We start from the raw sequence: 20,251 nt of genomic DNA, 5'->3' as shown, positions 1-20,251 counted from the left end.
TCCGTTGCCGCATCAGGACGGTGCTGTGCCAGGAAGGCCCGCCAATGACCGAGCACCGTTTCAAGCGCGGGACGCTCAGCATCCAGATGGGTCACAATCCGTGTTACCGGGCCCACACTCATCAGGACGTTGTGCGCATGCATCCACTGGCCCAGCGCCGTAACCTGATCGACCGGGATGCGCACGAACAGCATATTCGTCTGCTGCTCAGCGACGTCAATCCCCATCTTTTGCAGTTCCTGTCCCAGCCAGGCGGCGTTGTCGTGGTCCGTTTGCAAACGCGTAACGTTGTGTTGCAGCGCATACAGGCCCGCCGCCGCCAGAATACCGGCCTGGCGCATGCCTCCGCCGGCCATTTTGCGCCAGCGGCGTGCACGTTCGATATAGGCTGCCTCGCCGCAGAGTAGCGAGCCTACCGGCGCGCCCAGGCCCTTCGACAGACAAATGGTCAAGGTATCGCAATAGCGGGCAATGTTTTCCAGCGTGGTTTGCTGTGCGACGACCGCATTGAAAATGCGAGCGCCGTCGATATGCAGCGCCAGTTTATGTGCTCGGGTAAAATGCCAGGCCTGCTCCAGGTAGGCAGCGGGTAACACTTTACCATGATGGGTATTTTCCAGGCTCAGCAGCCGGGTGCGGGCAAAATGGATGTCGTCGGGTTTAATAACGTCTGCCACGACATCCAGCGGCAAACTGCCGTCTGCTGCTGCGAGAATGGGTTGGGGCTGGATACTGCCCATCACCGCCGCGCCGCCGGCTTCATATTTATAATTGTGCGCCTGCTGGCCCACAATATACTCTTCGCCGCGTTCGCAGTGGCTGAGCAGGGCCACCAGGTTCGCCTGCGTGCCGGTAGGGAAAAACAGCGCTGCCGCTTTACCACTCAGACGTGCGGCTTCGGCTTCCAGTGCATTGACGGTGGGATCATCGCGATAGACGTCATCACCGGTTTCAGCGGCCATCATCGCCTGTAACATCGCGCTGCCGGGACGGGTGACGGTATCACTGCGTAAATCGATCATCGGGCGCTCCTGGTCTGCGGAAAACAGGCGGGCAGAGAACCCGCCCGCAAGAGCACTCTGTTTTACCGTAGCCAGTTGGTTTTTGCCAGCTCCAGCACTTCGTCACCCCGTCCATTGATGATGGCACGAAGCATATAGAGGCTGAATCCTTTGGCCTGTTCCAGCTTGATCTCCGGCGGCATAGCCAGCTCTTCCTTCGCGGTGATCACATCCACCAGCACCGGGCCGTCATGGGCAAAGGCCTGTTCCAGTGCGCCATTGAGTTCTGACGCTTTTTCAACCCGAATACCTTTCACGCCGCAGGCCTCGGCAATGGCCGCAAAGTCAGGATTATGCAGATCCGTCCCGTCAGTCAGGTAGCCGCCCGCTTTCATTTCCATGGCGACAAACCCCAGCGAACTGTTGTTAAAAATGACCAGTTTGACAGGCAATTTCAGCTGTGCGACGGTCAGAAAATCACCCATCAGCATGCTGAATCCACCATCGCCACAGAGCGCCACGACCTGACGGTCCCGGTTAAGCGACTGTGCACCCATCGCCTGTGGCATGGCGTTCGCCATCGAACCGTGATTAAACGATCCGAGCAGGCGACGCTTGCCGTTCATCTTCAGATAACGCGCCGCCCACACGGTCGGCGTGCCCACATCGCAGGTAAAAATAGCATCTTCGTCAGCCAGTTCACTGATTTGCTGAGCCAGATACTGCGGGTGAATGGGCTGCCTGTCGTTCGCGGTGGCCAGCGCATCCAAATCCTTACGCGCTTCCGCGTAGTGTTTCAGCGCACTGTCGAGATGATGCTGATCGGTTTTCACCTGCAGCTTCGGCAGTAACGCGCGCAGCGTCGTTTTGACATCACCGACGTACGCCTGGTCGACATGACAGTGCGATCCCAGACTGCCGGGATTAATATCGATTTGAATGATGTTGGCTTTCTCAGGGTAGAAGGCGCGATAGGGGAACTGAGTACCCAACAGCACCAGCGTATCCGCATTCATCATGGCATGATAACCCGAGGAGAAACCGATTAGCCCGGTCATGCCCACATCGTACGGGTTGTCATATTCGATATGCTCTTTGCCGCGCAACGCATGCACAACAGGGGCTTTCAGCGTTGCCGCCAGTTGCACCACTTCCTCATGCGCACCGGCACAGCCGCTGCCGCACATCAGCGTAATATTGCGGGCGTCATTCAGTGTTTGTGTCAGGGTCGCCAGTTCATCGGCAGACGGCAACACGACGGGTAGCTGCGGTGGATACCACTCTGCACGCGCAGCATCGGGAGCAGGTTGCAGCGCCACATCGCCCGGCAGCACCACCACGGAAACCCCACGGTTCAGAATCGCTTTGCGCATGGCAATGCCCAATACCTGGGGCAACTGCTCGGGATTGGAGACCAGTTCGCAATAGTGACTGCACTCGCGAAACAACTCTTGTGGATGCGTTTCCTGGAAGTAACCGCTGCCGATCTCACTGGAGGGGATGTGGGCGGCAATGGCCAGTACCGGAACGCGATTGCGGTGGCAGTCGAACAGCCCGTTAATCAGATGCAGGTTACCTGGCCCACAGGAACCCGCGCAGACCGCAAGCGTGCCACTGGCATGTGCTTCCGCACCCGCAGCAAAAGCTGCCACTTCTTCATGGCGGGTAGGCATCCACTCAATGGTGCCCATTTTGTTCAGACTGTCAGTGAGTCCGTTTAACGAGTCACCTGTGACGCCCCAAATACGTTTTACACCGGCGTTTTCCAGCGTTTTGGCCACCAGCGCCGCGACGGTTTGTTTCATCTTCATCTCCTTGGTCATTCGTTGCCATCCCGGGGAGGGCAGAATTAAACAGCTACCAAGAAGCGTAGACGAGAGTCATTCAACTCTACCGTAAAAAATTGCATCAAAAGTTGAATTTCGCGCTCAGGCTGAGAACAGCGCAATAAGCACGGGCGCGGCCAGGCTCATAATAAATCCATGCACGATCGCCGCCGGCACAATATCGGTACCGCCTGCACGTTGTAAAACGGGCAGGGTAAAATCCATCGACGTCGCGCCGCACAAGCCCAGCGCGCTGCTGCGGTGGCGGGCGATCAGCGCGGGAATCAGCATAATGGCGATAAGCTCTCGCAGCAGGTCATTAAAAAACGCGGCACTGCCGATCACTGGCCCAAAGGCTTCTGTCATCAGAATGCCGGAAAGGGAATACCAGCCAAAGCCACTGGCGAGTGCCAGGCCGGTTTTAAGGGGGAGCCCCAGTATCAGCGCCGCTATAATGCCGCCCAGTAAGCCACTCAGCAGGACGACACAGGCAATCGTCATCCCCCGGCGATTCAGGATAATCTGACGCAGCGTCATGCCGCTGCCGCGCAGTTGAATACCGACCAGCAAGAGCAGGAAGATCAAGGCATATTCACTGGCTGCGGATGCATGGTGCAGCCAGGGCCATTGCGTAAGGCCCAGCGCAAAGCCGAGGACTACGACGCCGCACAACGTCAGCGATTCCAGCGCCATATGTAAACGTGACGGCAGTTTTTGCTGTTTATGATGATGTTGCCAGGGCATCCGCTGTTCCAGCCAGCGCAATGCCAGCAGGTTGCACAGTAAAATACAGCCCGCAGCGACGGATGCCGTATAAAAAACGGTGATCAGATTGCTGCTAAGGTTGTCCAGAAAAGCCAGGCTGATGCCCATAAAAAACAGAATGACATAGACCATCCAGCCCAGCAGACGATTTACCGCCTTAAGAAACCTGGCCTGCCGGACGGGTAACAGCCAGCCAGCGAAAAGCGGGAGGAGAATCAGTAACAGTCCTGAATACATAATGAAAAGATCGTCCATGTTAAAATTGACGCTACGCTAACGAAAAAGCACAGGGGAGTAAACCCTGACGGTAAAGTCACCTGACCGCCAGAGCAACGCGTTCCCTTCTTCGGTCAGCTCAGAGGATAAAGCGCTATGAATCTGGAACATATCGATATCCGGGGATTTCGCGGCATTAATCAGCTTTCTCTTCCGTTAACGCGCATTAACCTGTTGATCGGCGAAAATGCCTGGGGGAAATCCAGTCTGCTGGATGCACTGAGTCTGCTGCTGTCACCGCACACGCGCGAGTATGTTTTTACGTCTGACGATTTTCATTTTACGCCAGGTGACAGGGACGACCAGGTGCATCGCCTGTCTGTGGTTTTTCATTTTCGTGAGGATGAGGCAGAAACCAGCGGACCACTTGCGCCTTTCTGGCGAGGCGCGATACCCGGACAACGCTATCTGCGTTACAGCATCCAGGCCAGACGACACGCTGGCCAGATTCGATCCTCGCGACGCTTTATCGACAGCGAGGGCCAGGTGTTGCCTGAAGCGGGAACGGCTGAGGCGATCGATGTTCTTCTGCGTATGAATCCGGTATTACGCCTGCGCGATGCGCGTTTTAGCCGCCGCCTGCGTCCCATTGCCAGCCGGGTGGATGAACGTCTGACGACATTAAATCAACTGACGCAGGAGCTGGATAACCTGACGCGCGATCTGGACCGTCATCCCCAACAGTTGAGCGATGCGGTCCTGCGTCAGGGCGTGCAAACGCTACAGCAACTGATGGAGCACTATTTTCTGGTGCAGCATCCGGATCACGGGAGCCAGGCGTTCCGCGTCGATCCACAGTCACGGGATGGCGTTGAGGGCTGGCGTTCGCTAGATCAGCTTAATCATCTGATTGCTGCGACCGATGTGCGCAGCCGTCAGCTGATTTTGCTGCGGATGTTTAGCTTACTGATGCAGGCAAGGGGCAATGAGCCGTTGCTCCCGGGTGCGCGACCGCTGTTGTTAATTGAAGATCCGGAAACACGACTGCATCCCATCATGCTTTCGGTGGCCTGGAACTTGCTTGCGCTGCTGCCGTTGCAGAAGATTGCCACGACCAACTCGGGCGAGTTATTGTCGCAGGTGGCGGTAGAGGATGTGTGTCGACTGGTACGCGAACCCACGCGCGTGGCGGCGTGGCGCATCGGCCCTGAAGGATTGAGTGCAGAAGACAGCCGTCGCATCGGCTTTCATATTCGTGTTAACCGCCCCTCAGCGTTGTTTGCCCGTTGCTGGTTGCTGGTGGAAGGTGAAACCGAAGTCTGGATTATCAATCAGATGGCACGACAATGCGGTTATCACTTCGCGGCAGAAGGGATAAAAGTCATTGAATATGCGCAGTCAGGTCTGAAGCCGTTGCTGAAATTTGCCCGACGCATGGGCATCGCCTGGCATGTCCTGACGGATGGCGACATGGCAGGAAAAAAATATGCCGCCACGGCGCGCAGCCAGCTTCAGCCGCATGATAATGAAAAGCATCATCTGACCCAGCTTCCGGCGGCCGATATGGAACAGTTCCTCTACAACAACGGCTTTAGCGAGGTTTACCATGCGGCAGCGCATCTGCCGTTAAACGTGCCTGTTAATTCCAGGCGTATTATTACCAAAGCGATTCATCGCGCATCAAAACCGGAACTGGCCATCACGGTCGCTATGGCGGCCGCAGAACGCGGAACCGCGTCTGTTCCGACCTGTCTGCAAGAGATGTTTGTTCGCGTCATCCAACTGGCGCAGGGGAAGGCGGGTTAAGGCATAAAGTAAAAATGCCAGCGCATCAGGCTGGCATTTTTGACGGAGCGGTCCAACGTTGGGGATGTCAGGCCACGGCCTGCTGCGCTTCTACGGGTACAATAAGACTGGCATGGTTGCCCTTCGGGCCTTGATGAACGTCAAAATGGACCTGCTGGCCCGCTTTTAACGTCCTGTAACCATCCATCTGTATTGTTGAGTAGTGTGCGAAGATATCTTCGCCGCCCCCGATTGGACAGATAAAGCCGAAACCTTTGGCGTTATTGAACCATTTAACGGTACCTGTCTCCATGCTTTTACTTCCCTCGCAAGACATTTTATAAGTAGGTGAGGTGACGTAAGCTGTGAGTCGGGTTTGATTAAAACTCAATCAGCTTGTGAAGCTAGAATGTAGAAAAATCGCCGCGATCGTCAAGCAAACCACCGGGCCAGGTGGGGAGAAAATCATCAAAATTTGAGGTAGTTAACGCTATTTGAAATTTTGTGATACAGGTCGCGTAACGAATTTTTGGCTGACCGATTCATTAGCGGCAGTGCACTTGACACACGTGTTAAACTCTACAGATGACACCGGGTTTGATGATGACGTACTGACTCACAACGGAACACTATGGCAAACACTAAAGACTGGCTAAATTTCGAACACTTAGCCGAAGGTAAAGTACGCGAAGAGTTAAAGCCACCTTCGATGTATAAAGTCATTCTGAATAATGACGATTATACACCTATGGAATTTGTTATTGACGTTCTGCAAAAGTTCTTTTCTTATGATATTGAACGTGCAACGCAACTGATGCTGAAAGTTCACTACCACGGTAAAGCCATCTGTGGTGTATTTACCGCAGAAGTCGCTGAGACGAAAGCGGCACAGGTGAACAATTACGCGCGGGACAATCATCATCCGTTGCTGTGTACGCTTGAAAAAGCCTGAGCCTCTCTCCATACAGGAAGCAGGTCAGAGCGATTAACTGGAGGAGGTGCCTAATGCTCAATCAAGAACTGGAACTCAGTTTAAACATGGCTTTCGCCAGAGCGCGTGAGCACCGTCATGAGTTTATGACTGTCGAGCATTTGTTACTGGCATTGCTCAGTAACCCGTCGGCAAGAGAGGCACTGGAAGCCTGTACGGTGGACATTGTGGCTCTGCGGCAGGAGCTTGAAGCCTTCATTGAACAAACCACGCCTGTGCTGCCCGCCAGTGAAGAGGAGCGCGATACGCAACCGACGCTCAGCTTCCAGCGCGTGTTGCAACGCGCCGTGTTCCACGTTCAGTCATCCGGACGCAGCGAAGTCAATGGCGCGAATGTTTTGGTCGCCATCTTCAGCGAACAAGAATCCCAGGCAGCGTATCTGCTGCGCAAACACGAAGTCAGCCGCCTCGATGTGGTGAACTTCATCTCTCACGGTACGCGCAAAGACGAACCGGGCCAGGCACCTGGTGCTGAAAATCCGGTTAACGAAGAGCAAGCAGGCGGGGAGGAACGTATGGAAAACTTCACCACCAATCTTAATCAGCTTGCTCGCGTTGGCGGCATTGATCCGCTGATTGGCCGCGACAAAGAGCTGGAACGTACGATTCAGGTTCTGTGTCGTCGCCGTAAAAATAATCCCCTGCTGGTGGGTGAGTCGGGCGTCGGTAAAACCGCGATTGCGGAAGGATTAGCCTGGCGAATCGTTCAGGGCGACGTGCCAGAGGTGATGAAGGACTGCACCATTTACTCGCTGGACATTGGTTCGCTGCTGGCGGGCACCAAGTACCGTGGTGACTTTGAAAAACGTTTTAAAGCGTTGCTGAAACAGCTTGAGCAAGATAACTCCAGCATCCTGTTTATTGATGAAATTCACACCATTATCGGTGCGGGCGCCGCATCGGGTGGACAGGTGGATGCCGCTAACCTGATTAAGCCGCTGCTCTCCAGTGGCAAAATCCGCGTAATGGGATCAACCACTTATCAGGAATTCAGCAATATTTTTGAGAAAGATCGTGCCCTGGCGCGTCGTTTCCAGAAAATTGACATTACCGAGCCCTCTGTTGAAGAGACGGTGCAGATTCTTAATGGTCTGAAAACCAAATACGAAGCGCACCATGATGTACGTTACACCGCGAAAGCCGTGCGCGCGGCGGTGGAGCTGGCGGTGAAATACATCAACGATCGTCATTTGCCGGATAAGGCTATCGATGTCATTGATGAAGCCGGTGCCCGTGCGCGCCTGATGCCTGCCAGCAAACGTAAGAAAACGGTGAATGTGGCGGACATTGAAACGGTGGTGGCGCGTATTGCCCGTATTCCGGAGCAAAGTGTGTCAGCAACCGATCGCGATACGCTGAAAAATCTGGGCGACCGTCTGAAAATGCTGGTCTTCGGTCAGGATAATGCCATTGAGGCATTGACTGAAGCCATCAAGATGAGCCGCGCAGGTCTGGGTCAGGATCGCAAGCCGGTAGGGTCGTTCCTGTTTGCCGGTCCTACCGGTGTGGGTAAAACCGAAGTGACCGTCCAGTTAGCTAAAGCGCTGGGCATCGAACTGCTGCGCTTCGACATGTCCGAATATATGGAACGTCACACCGTCAGCCGTCTGATTGGTGCGCCTCCCGGCTATGTCGGTTTCGATCAGGGCGGCTTGCTGACCGATGCGGTGATCAAACATCCTCACGCCGTTGTGCTGCTGGATGAAATTGAGAAAGCGCATCCGGACGTGTTCAACCTGTTGTTGCAGGTCATGGACAACGGCATGCTGACTGATAACAACGGTCGCAAAGCGGACTTCCGTAACGTGGTGCTGGTGATGACCACCAACGCCGGCGTGCGTGAAACTGAGCGTAAATCTATTGGCCTGATTCATCAGGACAACAGTACGGATGCAATGGAAGAGATTAAGAAAATCTTTACGCCTGAATTCCGTAACCGTCTGGACAACATTATCTGGTTCAGCCACCTGTCAACGGACGTCATTCACCAGGTGGTCGACAAGTTTATTGTTGAACTGCAGGCGCAGCTGGATGCGAAAGGCGTTTCGCTGGAAGTCAGTGACGAAGCGCGTGACTGGCTGGCAGAGAAGGGCTATGACAAAGCGATGGGTGCCCGTCCAATGGCGCGTACCGTGCAGGAGAGCCTGAAGAAACCGCTGGCGAACGAACTGCTGTTTGGTTCTCTGGTCGACGGGGGATCGGTTTCCGTTGCGCTGGATAAAGAGAAGGGGCAACTGACCTATCACTTCCTCAGCGCGCAAAAACGCAAAACGGAAGGGACGGTGCACTAAGCACCGTTTCACAGAAAGAGAAAAGGCCGGATAAAATCCGGCCTTTTTTTTGTCCGCCTGCGCGCACGCAGGCAGCAGCATCAACGCAACTCAGCGACTACGGAAGACAATGCGGCCTTTGCTCAGGTCGTACGGGGTCAGCTCGACAGTCACTTTGTCGCCCGTCAGGATGCGGATGTAGTTTTTACGCATTTTACCGGAGATATGAGCGGTAACCACGTGTCCGTTCTCAAGTTCTACGCGGAACATGGTGTTAGGTAACGTATCCAGTACGGTACCTTGCATTTCAATATTGTCTTCTTTGGCCATCGAATCCTCTGGGTGTACTACCTTTCAGTTGAATCGGCAAGATAATGCCCAATTCAACAAGTTATGTAAAGAACCGTCGGCAATAAAGCCAACGCATCGCCGTGCTTCGCGTGTCAACGCGAGCATGTCGGTTAAATTCGGGTGTTTATGTGACGTCTGCGGGGGATTAGCGGGCTAAGAATCTGAATCAACCGGTAACACGCGCACGATTGAAACAGTTCCGAGAGTGCGATGAGATTCCCAGCCTGGCAATTCCGGCTTGAAAACCAAGCGCGGACGACATACCAAACCTGGCTATTATATCACTTAACCGACTTTATGTGTGCAAAACATCTACGCAACTTTTAAAAAAGGGTTTGATTACGCCAGCAGCCGCTGTCAACGGCCAGGGATGCCAGGTTTTTTACCTGCTCAAGATAACGATCGCGTGCAATCTCAACCGCTCCCAGCGAAGCGGTATGGGGGTTAAGTATCTGACAATCCACTAACTGGCCCCCGTGCTTAATAAAATGCTGACAGAATACCAGTAAGGCCGTTTTTGACGCATTGGGTTGCAGGCTGAACATCGATTCGCCGCAAAAGATTTGTCCCAACGCCAGACCGTACATGCCACCTGCAAGGGTTTGATCGCGCCAGACTTCAATCGAATGCGCGTGGCCCAGTTCATAGAGCTTCTGCCAGGCGCGTTTCACTTCAAACGTAATCCATGTACCTTCTTCGCGGCCCAGGGCACAGCCGTCAACGACATCGCCAAAGGCCTCATTCATCGTCACCCGATAAGGTGACTGCTGATGAAACCGCTTCATACTGCGACTGAGATGGAACTGCGTCGGGAATAACACCGCTCGCGGATCGGGTGACCACCACAAAATCGGATCGCCGGGCGAGAACCAGGGAAAAATACCCTGCTGATAGGCACTCAGCAGGCGTGCAGGGGAGAGATCGCCGCCCATCGCCAGCAGGCCGTTCGGCTCGCGCAGCGCGGTTTCCGGTGGCGGAAAGCGCAACGACTCTTGTGACAGTTGAACCAGTCTCATCGCGGTAATGTACCCCTCAGCGTTTGCTCAGCACTATAGCGCAAAGCGCTGCTGGAAACGCCAGTAACGTCCACCTTTTGCGACTAATTCAGAATGATTTCCCTGCTCGACGATCTTACCGCTGTCCATAAGGCAAATTCGGTCCATTTGCGCCAGGCCGCGCAGACGATGCGTTACCATAATGACCGTTTTACCCGTGGTGATCTGCTGCAGAAGGGCGAGAATCTGCTGCTCGGTGGTGGCATCAAGTCCTTCAGTCGGCTCGTCCAGAAGCCATAAGTCGCCGTTGTGTAACATCGCCCGGGCGATGGCCAGGCGGCGTAGCTCTCCACCCGACAGCGGACGGCCGCCTTCACCCAGCCAGGCATTAAGCCCTTCTTCATTTTCCAGCAGGCCCTGAAGCCCGGTTTGCACCAGTGCATTTTCAAGCATTGCATCACTGGCGGTGGGGCAGGCCAGCAACAAATTGTCCCGTAGCGTCTGACTAAACACATGGACGCGCTGGGTGACTACGCTGATGCGCTGGCGAAGTTGGGCTTCATCCCAGTCCGCAAGCGGTACGCTGTTCAATACGATTTCGCCCTGTTGCGCCTCCCAGGCGCGGGTGAGCAGCCCAAGCAAGGTGGACTTGCCGCAGCCTGTGGGGCCGAGAAGGGCAATACGTTCACCGGCTTTCATCGTCAGTGAAAACTGATCCAACACCTTTTCAGGTCGTCCCGGATAACGGAAATCCAGCGCGTCAATCCTGAGTTGCAGCGCACCGGCGGGAACCGTGCTTGTGGATGGAAAGAGGATGGCAGGCGACTGATCGATAACGTCATTGACGCGTTGTGCTGCTGTGATTACCTGAGACAGGGGCAAAAAGGCGCTCGCGATCGGCGCCAGTGCTTCAAAAGCTGCCAGGGCACAAAACACCACCAGGGCAATGAGCGGTCCGGGCAGTTGCTGCTGCGCAATGCTTGTTGCGCTCAGCCAGAGCAGGGCAGTAACAGTGAGGCCACTGCATAACAGCAGCAGACTTTGCGCCAGCGCCTGTAAACGCTCCTGCTGACGTTGTGCGTCCTGCCACTGCTGCTCATCTTCGTCCAGCCTGGCCCGCCAGCGGGCAGCGTTACCATACAGTGTCAGTTCTGCCTGTCCCGCCAGCCAGTGCATTAACTGCTCTCGCCAGCGCGATCGCTGCCTGGCAATCGCGATGCCGGTGGGCGCGCCCAGACGGTAGAACAGCGGGGGAAAAAGGCAGAGCAGCGTAAGCAGAATGCCGCCCAGCACCAGCGCCAGGTGCAGATCAATCAGGCTGAGGCCGGCTGTTACCACGACGATAACGATAAACGCGCCCAGCAGCGGCGAGAGGACCCGCAAATAGAGATAATCCAGCGTATCCACATCACCAACAAAACGATTAAGCAGATCGGCCTGACGAAAGAGCGCGAGCTGGCCGGGAGAAAGCGCAATCAGGCGGCTAAACGTGAAGACACGCAGATGCTGTAAAACCCGAAACGTTGCGTCGTGACTTACTAACCGCTCAAAATACCGGGCGGCGGTACGGGTAATCGCTGCGCCGCGCACGCCAGCGGCGGGAAGCATATAGTTGAAACTATACAGGCCAGCCACACCGGCTACAGAAGAGGCGGCCAGAAACCAGCCCGACAACGTGAGCAAGCCGATACTGGCTAACAGCGTGACAATCGCCAGCACGATCCCTGACGTCAGGCGGAAGGGATGACGCAGCCATAGCCGCAGAAAGGGACGCAGAGCCGTCATCAGAAAATCTCCTGTTGCCGGTGTTGTAATAAATCACTGAACGGACCGGACGCAGTCAGCGTCTGCCAGTCGCCCTGCTGTACGATCTGACCGGCCTGCATTACCCAGATCGCATCCCATGTCTGAAGCAGATCAATTTGGTGGGTGATCATCAGTGTCGTCTGGCGCGTGGCCGCCTGATTTAATGCCTGCATCACATGATGTTCACTTTGACTGTCCAGGCTGGCAGCGGGCTCATCCAGTAACAATAACTGGGCGGGTTTATACAGCGCGCGGGCTACGGCAATGCGCTGTGCCTGACCGACCGATAAGTGATGACTGGCATCCCCCGGTTCGGTATCCAGTCCGGCAGGCAGTCGGGAAAGAAATTCATCGATCCCACATGATGCGGTTAAGGCACTTAGCCGTGCGGGATCGTGCGGCGCATCCATGATGATATTGTCCCGTAACGTTGCGGCGGGTAGCTGGGGATTCTGGCCGACCCAGGCAAGATGCCGATGCCAGTCATGGCGTGCGATACGGTGAAGTTCAATGCCGTTAACTTTCAGCGATCCCTGATAAGGTAAAAAGCCCAGCAGGGCATTTAACAGTGCGGTTTTGCCTGCACCGCTTTTGCCCACCAGCGCGACGCGCGTGCCTGCGCGCAGGGTGAAGGTGAGCGGGCCGCAGAGCTGATGGCCATTGGGCGCGTGCACCGTCAGATTTTCTGCCACCAGCTCTACTGGCGCCGTTGCGCTAAAGGCGTCGCTGGCGGATGTGTTTTCGGCCTCTGGCGTTTCCTGCATAAAGCGTTCAAGCGCATCGGCACCGCCAATTGCCTGCGCTTTAGCATGGTAGAATGTGCCCAAATCGCGCAGAGGCTGAAAAAATTCCGGGGCCAGAATCAGCACCAGGAAGCCGGCAAACAGCGTCACGCCGCGGCCATAATCACCAAAGTGCAGTTCGCCCAAATAGGAAAAGCCAAAATAAACGGCGACAACGGCGATGGACAGTGACGCAAAAAATTCCAGTACTGACGAAGAAAGAAAGGCCAGGCGCAGAACCTCCATCGTCCGTTGACGGAAATCCGTCGTGGCGTCAGCAATCGCCTGTTTTTCGGCGTCTGCCCGATGAAACAGACGCAGGGTTTCCCGACCACGCAAGCGATCCAGAAAGTTGCCACTCAGGCGTGCGAGCGCCACAAAGTTACGGCGATTAGCCTCGGCCGCGCCCATGCCGACCAGGGCCATAAAAAGCGGGATCAACGGCGCGGTCGCGAACAGGATCAGACCTGCCGCCCAGTTTAACGGAAACAGGGTGAGCAATATGCAACAGGGAATGACCGCCGCCAGCGTCATCTGTGGCAAATAACGCGCGTAATAGGCCTGCATATCCTCGGTTTGCTCAAGAAGTAACGTTGCCCAGCTGCCGGCGGGCTTGCCCTGTATCCAGGCCGGACCCAACGCGGCCAGACGATCCAGCACCTGTTTACGCAAAGCCTGACGGATGGCCTGCCCTGCACGGAATCCAGCCTGCTCACGGGCATAATTCAGCGCGGCGCGCAGAACAAAGCACAGGATCAGAAGTGAAAATGAGGACAAAAGGGAGGCTGGAGAATGCCTGTCAATAATCAGCGCCTGCAGTAGCGACGCTAAAAGCCATGCCTGCATGATAATCAGAAGCGCGCCAGCGCAGCCCAGCAACGACGTAACGCGCAACCAGGGGCCAGCATGATGACACTGTTGACGAAGCCAACGAGTAAGATGCTGCTGACGCGATTTATTCATGCGAAACCCAATGTGGCAAAGACAAATGAAATGAGGCTGGTCCTCACACCCGGCGCCTGAATTTAGCATGGTGATAATAAAAAAGGCGACTGAAAAACAGTCGCCTCAAACAATTAAGATCAGGTTATTAACAACTTACTTATCGTTCTTAACCAATCCGTCAAGATAACGCTCTGCATCTAACGCAGCCATACAACCGGTACCGGCAGAGGTAATGGCCTGACGGTAGATATGGTCCATGACGTCACCCGCGGCAAACACGCCAGGGATACTGGTTTGCGTGGCATTACCATGCAGGCCGGACTGTACCTTGATGTAGCCGTTTTCCAGCGCCAGCTGACCATCGAAAATCGCCGTATTCGGGCTGTGTCCGATAGCAACAAACAGGCCGGCAACATCCAGCGTTTCGGTCTCTTCGGTATTCAGCGTTGAACGTAGCGTCAGGCCCGTCACGCCCATCTGATCGCCGACCACTTCTTCCAGCGTTCTGTGTGTATGCAACACGATATTGCCGTTGCTGACTTTTTCCATCAGACGATCAATAAGGATTTTCTCTGCGCGGAAGCTGTCGCGGCGGTGAATTAAATGCACTTCAGAGGCGATATTCGCCAGATAAAGTGCTTCTTCAACCGCGGTGTTTCCGCCACCGATAACGGCGACTTTTTGGTTGCGGTAGAAGAAACCATCACAGGTCGCACAGGCCGAAACGCCTTTGCCTTTAAAAGCGTCTTCCGACGGTAAGCCCAGATAGCGTGCTGATGCACCCGTGGCAATAATCAGCGCATCGGCAGTATATTCGCCACTGTCACCGGTCAGACGGAAGGGACGGTTCTGCAGATCGACCGTATGAATATGATCGAAAATAATTTCCGTGTTAAATTTCTCGGCATGCTCATGCATACGTTCCATCAGCGAGGGACCTGTCAGATCATGCGGGTCGCCCGGCCAGTTTTCCACTTCCGTCGTGGTGGTCAGCTGACCGCCTTTTTCCAGCCCGGTAATCAGTACTGGATTCAAATTGGCGCGTGCAGCATAGACGGCCGCGGTATAACCTGCCGGACCAGAGCCCAAAATGAGCAACTTACTGTGTTTAGCCGTACTCATGCGTTCCTCAGTTTTATTCACCTGACATAACCTGCGATTGTAGGGAATATGCCGTAGCAAAGACAACACTTGCGCACTTTTGTTAGCGATTGCTGCAAACGGCGTAGACGATGAATGGCTTTTTCGCCTGCCTCCTGTGCCAAAAGGGGGCAAAAATTCAGTTTACAGACCACCATCGCACGAAAATACTCATTTAAAAACAGTGACCCAGCGAAGTGTCTGGCATCTTGTCCTGAATTTAGACATTTTACTTTGACAATCGCCTGCGCATTTGCGAAAACAGTGTGAGAAGCGAATAACTTAGTCTGAACAAAACGGGTGTTGCCGCCGCGTTTTGGGCAGAGTACCGAACGAATTTTATCGTCTGATATTGGTCATGACGCATGCGGTGGACAGACAGCATGCGTCATACAAATAGGTACGAATGCGCTCAGACGCCGTTATTTCACTTCAAAAATGCCCCGAACAATGACCGTTTTCAGGGGATGGCAGGTAAAGGGAAGGAATGAAGAGAGACAATAATAATGGTAGATAATAAGAAACGCCCCGGTAAGGATCTCGACAGGATCGACAGAAACATTCTCAATGAATTGCAGAAAGACGGTCGCATCTCAAACGTGGAACTTTCCAAACGTGTAGGATTATCTCCTACACCTTGTCTTGAGCGTGTACGCCGTCTTGAACGTCAGGGGTTCATCCTTGGCTATACTGCGCAACTCAACCCTCACTACCTGGATGCTTCATTACTGGTATTTGTTGAGATTACTCTGAATCGTGGCGCACCTGATGTGTTTGAGCAATTTAACGCCGCTGTGCAAAAACTTGAGGAAACTCAAGAGTGTCACCTGGTTTCTGGTGATTTCGACTACCTGCTTAAAACGCGCGTGCCTGATATGTCCGCTTACCGCAAGCTGCTGGGTGAAACCTTGCTGCGCCTGCCAGGCGTAAACGACACGCGTACTTATGTGGTGATGGAAGAGGTCAAACAGAGCAATCGTCTGGTGATCAAAACGCGCTGATGCGTGGCAGGTGCAAAGCCTGGGAAATTTCGGTACACTCCTGTGAATACATACAGGACCAGCGTCGGGTGAGCCCGACGCTGTTGTTTCTTACTTTACAGGCACCTGGAGAGATCTCTTGAGCCAGGAATACACAGAAGATAAAGACGTTTCGTTACAGTCGCTGAGCAGCGGACGCCGTCTGCTGGAAGCGTTACTTATTTTGGTGGCATTGTTCGCCATCTACCTGATGGTTTCCCTGGTCAGCTTTAATCCTTCCGATCCGAGCTGGTCGCAAACGGCCTGGCATGAACCTATCCATAACATGGGTGGCACAGTCGGCGCATGGCTGGCTGATACGCTGCTTTTCATCTTTGGTGTGATGGCCTATGCCATTCCGCCGGTCATACTGGGGCTGTGCTGGATAGCGTTTCGCCAGCGGGATAACCAGGATTATGTGGACTACTTTGCCATTGGTTTACGCTTAATCGGTGTCCTGGCCCTGGTCGTCACCACCTGTGGGATGGCCGCGCTCAACGCGGACGACATCTGGTATTTTGCTTCCGGAGGCGTCATTGGCAGCCTCGTCAGTAATGCCATTTCACCCTGGTTCAGTCCGGCAGGTGGCACACTGACTTTGCTCTGCATCTGGGCCGCAGGGATCACGCTGTATACGGGCTGGTCATGGTTAACCATTGCGGAAAGAATCGGTGGCGTGGTCATGGGCGTGCTGACATTCGCCAGCAACCGCTCACGTCATGATGAACCCTGGCATGAAGAGGACGAAGCAGACGATTATCACGAGAGCGCACCCGTCCTTCATGCTCAGACGGACGACGACGATGACGTATTGCTAACCGCGCCGCGTAAGGCGCAGCCCGATCTGGATGCGCATGATCCACTGTTAGCCAGGGCCGCCACCGCCACCCGCGCCGCTGTTGCGGCCACAGCCGAAGTATCTGCGACCACGACACCGACGGCAAGCGCTCAGGCTACTGCCACAGCACCTGCGCAGCCTGCTGCCGCAACAATGGCGGCAACGCCTGTCAGTGCGCCATCAGCTTCACCTGAGCCTGAACAGGTTGCAGCGACGCCTGAACCTGTTTCGCCTGTTGCGGCATCGCCTCATCCTGCCCCGGTGACGCACACTGCACCGCGCGAGCCGGTGTCACAGGAGAAGCCTCTCACTGAACCGCCGCGCTACCGCTTTGAGTTACCCGACGATGCACCGGCTGCTGCCCCGCACTTTACCGCTTATGAGGATGACGAACCCAAAATGGGTAACTGGCGTGAAGCCACGTCAGCAGCCTCGCTGAACAGCGCTGCCGTCGCCGGTGCTGCGGCAACCGCAGCATCGTCAGCATCCTCACCGCTGTTTGAGCCTGTCCCTGAAACGGTGTCGAATCCACAGGTGAAACAGGGGATTGGTCCGGCGCTGCCGCGGCCTAATCCGGTTAAACTGCCTACCCGACGTGAGCTGGCCTCGTACGGCATTAAACTGCCTTCACAGCGTATGGCGGAAGAAAAAGCCAAACGTGCTGAACTGCCGTCATCACAACCTACGAAAGAAGATGCGTCACTCACTGACTGGTCAGCAGAGGAGCAGGATGCGCTGCAACAGGCAGAGTTGCGTCAGGCGTTCCAGTCAGAGCAGCAGCAACGCTATGGCGAAAGCTGGCAGCAGGACGACGCGCACGAGGACGATGAGCTGGCATTGCAGCAGGCCTCGCTGGCGCGTCAGTTCGCACAGCAACAGCAACAGCGCTATGAAACGGTGCCTGAAGACAATGCACCCGTTTTCAATCTGGATACGTCAGCGGCCTTCGATTTCTCCCCAATGAAGGACCTGGTCGACGATGGCCCTGTCGAGCCGCTGTTCACCATTGCAGCATCGCCGGACGTCAGCGAGGTCGCGCCACAACATGAGCCCTGGCAGCACGTTCAGGCTGCACCAGAACAGCCTGCGGCTCAGCGTGTAGAATCGGCCCAGACCTTTGCGGCCGATCATTTTGCCGCGCCTGCGCAGCAGCCGGAGCCGGTCACGGAGGCGAAGCCATCCGTGCATGACAGCCTGATTCACCCCTTCCTGATGCGTCACGAGCAGCCACTCGAAAAACCTTCTACACCCTTACCGTCACTCGATCTCCTGACCGCGCCGCCGGAAGAGGAAGAACCGGTTGATATGTTCGCCCTTGAGCAGACAGCAAGACTGGTTGAGGCGCGTCTGGGTGACTACCGCGTCAAGGCCGAGGTGGTGGGCATTTCGCCAGGACCTGTGATTACCCGTTTTGAACTGGATCTCGCGCCGGGCGTAAAAGCGGCGCGTATCTCTAACCTGTCACGCGATTTGGCCCGCTCCCTGTCGACTACGGCAGTGCGTGTGGTTGAAGTGATCCCTGGCAAACCCTATGTTGGTCTGGAATTACCCAACCGTCATCGCCAGACCGTTTACCTGCGTGAAGTGCTGGATTGTCCAAAATTCCGTGACAATCCCTCGCCGCTGTCTGTGGTGCTGGGTAAAGATATTGCCGGCCAGCCGGTCGTCGCCGATCTGGCTAAAATGCCACACTTACTGGTAGCGGGTACAACCGGTTCCGGTAAGTCCGTCGGCGTGAATGCGATGATCCTCAGCATGCTGTATAAAGCCACGCCGGAAGACGTGCGCTTTATTATGATTGACCCCAAGATGCTCGAGCTTTCCGTTTACGAAGGCATTCCGCATCTGCTGACCGAAGTCGTGACCGATATGAAAGATGCGGCGAACGCGCTGCGCTGGAGTGTCGGTGAGATGGAGCGTCGCTATAAGCTGATGTCGGCGCTAGGTGTACGTAATCTGGCTGGCTACAACGAAAAAGTGGCGCAGGCGGATGCAATGGGGCGGCCGATTCCCGATCCGTTCTGGAAGCCAGGCGACAGCATGGATATGACGCCGCCAGTGCTGGAAAAACTGCCTTACGTCGTGGTGATGGTGGATGAGTTCGCCGATTTGATGATGGCTGTCGGTAAGAAAGTGGAAGAACTGATTGCACGTCTTGCACAGAAAGCGCGTGCGGCGGGAATCCACCTTGTTCTGGCAACCCAGCGTCCGTCAGTTGACGTCATTACCGGCCTCATCAAAGCCAACATTCCTACCCGTATCGCGTTTACTGTCTCAAGTAAAATTGACTCGCGAACCATCCTTGATCAGGGCGGTGCAGAATCGTTACTGGGGATGGGCGATATGCTTTACATGCCGCCCAACTCATCAATGCCGGTGCGTGTTCACGGTGCCTTTGTGCGCGATCAGGAAGTACATGCTGTCGTGCAGGACTGGAAAGCGCGCGGGCGTCCGCAATATATTGAAAGCATTACAGCGGGCGAAGAAAGTGAAGGCGGGGGCGGCATTGACAGCGATGAAGAACTCGATCCGTTGTTCGATCAGGCTGTTGCCTTTGTGGTGGATAAGCGACGCGCCTCGATTTCGGGCGTACAGCGTCAGTTCCGTATCGGTTATAACCGTGCTGCGCGCATCATTGAACAGATGGAAGCACAGGGCATCGTCTCGTCACCGGGCCACAACGGTAACCGTGAAGTGCTCTCTCCACCACCCCATGATATGTAAAGCCTGAACGATAAGCTTTGAAACACAAAACAATGAGCCAGTTTCCACTGGCTCATTGTTTTTTAGCGGTTAACCCCCATAGTTGATTAGTGTTTCGGTTTTTTCTCCTGTATTAAACGCAGGACAGCGACCAGGCTTAGTCACGTGATCAACGGGAAACGATTTAATAAGGATTTAAGCAGATGAAATTACGCGTAATCGCCTTAGGCCTGCTGGCCGCTTTGGGGTCAGCCAACGTTCTCGCCGATGCGTCGAGCGACCTGCAACAGCGCCTTAATAAAGTTAACAGCTTCCACGCCAGCTTTACTCAAAAGGTGACCGATGGCAGCGGTGCCAACGTGCAGGAGGGTGAAGGCGAGCTCTGGGTTAAGCGCCCCAGCCTGTTCAACTGGCATATGACCGCACCCGACGAGAGCATCATTATTTCTGACGGGAAATCGTTATGGTTCTATAACCCGTTTGTTGAACAAGCTACGGTCAGCCTGTTAAAGAATGCGACAAGCAATACACCGTTTATGTTGATTGCCCGTAACCAGGCCAGTGACTGGCAGCAATACAACGTAAAACAGCAGGGTGACAAATTTGAACTAACGCCGAAGAAAAGCGATGGCAACCTCAAGCAGTTCACGATTGACGTGACGCCAGATGGCACCATTAATCAGTTTAGCGCCATCGAGCAGGATGGGCAGCGCAGTAACTACCAGCTAAAGAGCCAGAAAAACGGCCCGATTAGCCCGGATAAATTCACATTCACCCCGCCAAAAGGCGTCACGGTGGATGACCAACGTCAGTGAGGT

14 protein-coding genes and 1 pseudogene are annotated in these 20,251 nt (G+C 54.9%); 6 read left to right on the top strand and 9 right to left on the bottom strand.

What is annotated here, in order from left to right:
• Positions 1 to 23 precede the first annotated feature (23 nt).
• The 3 genes and pseudogenes from ltaE to C1N59_RS13685 form a co-directional block, all read right to left on the bottom strand.
• A pseudogene (gene ltaE, locus C1N59_RS13695) lies at positions 24 to 1,022 on the bottom strand (low-specificity L-threonine aldolase); the annotation flags it as partial.
• A gap of 62 nt (positions 1,023 to 1,084) precedes the next feature.
• Positions 1,085 to 2,806 (bottom strand): ubiquinone-dependent pyruvate dehydrogenase, encoded by a 1,722-nt coding sequence (gene poxB, locus C1N59_RS13690; protein WP_033737651.1) that lies wholly within the window; start codon positions 2,804 to 2,806, stop codon positions 1,085 to 1,087.
• A gap of 123 nt (positions 2,807 to 2,929) precedes the next feature.
• On the bottom strand, positions 2,930 to 3,829 hold the full coding sequence (locus C1N59_RS13685) for a lysine exporter LysO family protein (protein WP_033737650.1): 900 nt from the start codon (positions 3,827 to 3,829) through the stop codon (positions 2,930 to 2,932).
• Positions 3,830 to 3,964: 135 nt separating this feature from the next.
• Here C1N59_RS13685 and C1N59_RS13680 point away from each other — a divergent pair, with 135 nt between their 5' ends.
• Entirely contained in the window at positions 3,965 to 5,614 is a 1,650-nt protein-coding gene (locus C1N59_RS13680) for an ATP-dependent nuclease (protein WP_058707609.1), read from the top strand.
• 67 nt (positions 5,615 to 5,681) lie between these two features.
• On the opposite strand, the gene cspD is transcribed toward C1N59_RS13680, so the two are convergent.
• On the bottom strand, positions 5,682 to 5,906 hold the full coding sequence (gene cspD, locus C1N59_RS13675; RefSeq protein WP_006118603.1) for a cold shock-like protein CspD: 225 nt from the start codon (positions 5,904 to 5,906) through the stop codon (positions 5,682 to 5,684).
• A gap of 318 nt (positions 5,907 to 6,224) precedes the next feature.
• Between cspD and clpS the strand changes: the two genes are divergently transcribed.
• Together clpS and clpA are read left to right on the top strand one after the other, a co-directional pair.
• Positions 6,225 to 6,545 carry an ATP-dependent Clp protease adapter ClpS gene (gene clpS / locus C1N59_RS13670; RefSeq protein WP_006118604.1) on the top strand — a complete coding sequence of 107 codons (321 nt, stop codon included), beginning with the start codon at positions 6,225 to 6,227 and terminating at the stop codon, positions 6,543 to 6,545.
• A gap of 53 nt (positions 6,546 to 6,598) precedes the next feature.
• Positions 6,599 to 8,875, top strand: coding sequence for an ATP-dependent Clp protease ATP-binding subunit ClpA (clpA, locus tag C1N59_RS13665; RefSeq protein ID WP_006118605.1), 2,277 nt, complete (start codon positions 6,599 to 6,601; stop codon positions 8,873 to 8,875).
• A 90-nt stretch (positions 8,876 to 8,965) separates the two neighbouring features.
• Here the strand turns inward: clpA and infA are convergent, their stop codons facing one another.
• The 5 genes from infA to trxB form a co-directional block, all read right to left on the bottom strand.
• Positions 8,966 to 9,184, bottom strand: coding sequence for a translation initiation factor IF-1 (infA, locus tag C1N59_RS13660; protein WP_002211347.1), 219 nt, complete (start codon positions 9,182 to 9,184; stop codon positions 8,966 to 8,968).
• Positions 9,185 to 9,528: 344 nt separating this feature from the next.
• Positions 9,529 to 10,221 carry a leucyl/phenylalanyl-tRNA--protein transferase gene (gene aat / locus C1N59_RS13655; protein ID WP_006118606.1) on the bottom strand — a complete coding sequence of 231 codons (693 nt, stop codon included), beginning with the start codon at positions 10,219 to 10,221 and terminating at the stop codon, positions 9,529 to 9,531.
• A 33-nt stretch (positions 10,222 to 10,254) separates the two neighbouring features.
• Positions 10,255 to 11,985 (bottom strand): heme ABC transporter ATP-binding protein/permease CydC, encoded by a 1,731-nt coding sequence (gene cydC / locus C1N59_RS13650; RefSeq protein WP_394549732.1) that lies wholly within the window; start codon positions 11,983 to 11,985, stop codon positions 10,255 to 10,257.
• Positions 11,985 to 13,751, bottom strand: coding sequence for a heme ABC transporter permease/ATP-binding protein CydD (gene cydD, locus C1N59_RS13645; RefSeq protein WP_033737646.1), 1,767 nt, complete (start codon positions 13,749 to 13,751; stop codon positions 11,985 to 11,987). The genes cydC and cydD overlap by 1 nt, the downstream gene beginning before the upstream one ends.
• Before the next feature lie 135 nt (positions 13,752 to 13,886).
• Positions 13,887 to 14,855, bottom strand: a complete 969-nt coding sequence (gene trxB / locus C1N59_RS13640) for a thioredoxin-disulfide reductase (protein WP_033737645.1) — start codon at positions 14,853 to 14,855, stop codon at positions 13,887 to 13,889.
• A gap of 524 nt (positions 14,856 to 15,379) precedes the next feature.
• On the opposite strand from trxB, the gene lrp reads away from it, so the two are divergent.
• The 3 genes from lrp (at position 15,380) to lolA (ending at position 20,248) form a co-directional block, all read left to right on the top strand.
• Positions 15,380 to 15,874 carry a leucine-responsive transcriptional regulator Lrp gene (gene lrp / locus C1N59_RS13635; protein ID WP_006118610.1) on the top strand — a complete coding sequence of 165 codons (495 nt, stop codon included), beginning with the start codon at positions 15,380 to 15,382 and terminating at the stop codon, positions 15,872 to 15,874.
• A 118-nt stretch (positions 15,875 to 15,992) separates the two neighbouring features.
• A complete protein-coding gene (locus C1N59_RS13630; protein WP_394549730.1) occupies positions 15,993 to 19,454 on the top strand; it encodes a DNA translocase FtsK 4TM domain-containing protein in 3,462 nt (1,153 codons plus the stop codon).
• 182 nt (positions 19,455 to 19,636) lie between these two features.
• Positions 19,637 to 20,248: an outer membrane lipoprotein chaperone LolA gene (gene lolA / locus C1N59_RS13625; RefSeq protein ID WP_039341330.1), complete on the top strand. Its 612-nt coding sequence runs from the start codon at positions 19,637 to 19,639 to the stop codon at positions 20,246 to 20,248.
• Positions 20,249 to 20,251 lie beyond the last annotated feature (3 nt).

The organism is Pantoea sp. SGAir0183, from assembly GCF_043545505.1.
The sequence above is the reverse complement of the archived record's forward strand: the minus strand, read 5'-3'. Positions and strand labels throughout refer to the sequence as shown.

What these genes read in the sequence shown, in the direction of transcription:
- lrp (WP_006118610.1), top strand. Translation starts at nt 15,380, where the DNA reads ATGGTAGATAATAAGAAACGCCCCGGTAAGGATCTCGACAGGATCGAC.
- poxB (WP_033737651.1), bottom strand. Translation starts at nt 2,806, where the DNA reads ATGAAACAAACCGTCGCGGCGCTGGTGGCCAAAACGCTGGAAAACGCC.
- trxB (WP_033737645.1), bottom strand. Translation starts at nt 14,855, where the DNA reads ATGAGTACGGCTAAACACAGTAAGTTGCTCATTTTGGGCTCTGGTCCG.
- clpA (WP_006118605.1), top strand. Translation starts at nt 6,599, where the DNA reads ATGCTCAATCAAGAACTGGAACTCAGTTTAAACATGGCTTTCGCCAGA.
- lolA (WP_039341330.1), top strand. Translation starts at nt 19,637, where the DNA reads ATGAAATTACGCGTAATCGCCTTAGGCCTGCTGGCCGCTTTGGGGTCA.
- infA (WP_002211347.1), bottom strand. Translation starts at nt 9,184, where the DNA reads ATGGCCAAAGAAGACAATATTGAAATGCAAGGTACCGTACTGGATACG.
- cspD (WP_006118603.1), bottom strand. Translation starts at nt 5,906, where the DNA reads ATGGAGACAGGTACCGTTAAATGGTTCAATAACGCCAAAGGTTTCGGC.
- clpS (WP_006118604.1), top strand. Translation starts at nt 6,225, where the DNA reads ATGGCAAACACTAAAGACTGGCTAAATTTCGAACACTTAGCCGAAGGT.
- C1N59_RS13680 (WP_058707609.1), top strand. Translation starts at nt 3,965, where the DNA reads ATGAATCTGGAACATATCGATATCCGGGGATTTCGCGGCATTAATCAG.
- C1N59_RS13685 (WP_033737650.1), bottom strand. Translation starts at nt 3,829, where the DNA reads ATGTATTCAGGACTGTTACTGATTCTCCTCCCGCTTTTCGCTGGCTGG.
- aat (WP_006118606.1), bottom strand. Translation starts at nt 10,221, where the DNA reads ATGAGACTGGTTCAACTGTCACAAGAGTCGTTGCGCTTTCCGCCACCG.
- cydD (WP_033737646.1), bottom strand. Translation starts at nt 13,751, where the DNA reads ATGAATAAATCGCGTCAGCAGCATCTTACTCGTTGGCTTCGTCAACAG.
- cydC (WP_394549732.1), bottom strand. Translation starts at nt 11,985, where the DNA reads ATGACGGCTCTGCGTCCCTTTCTGCGGCTATGGCTGCGTCATCCCTTC.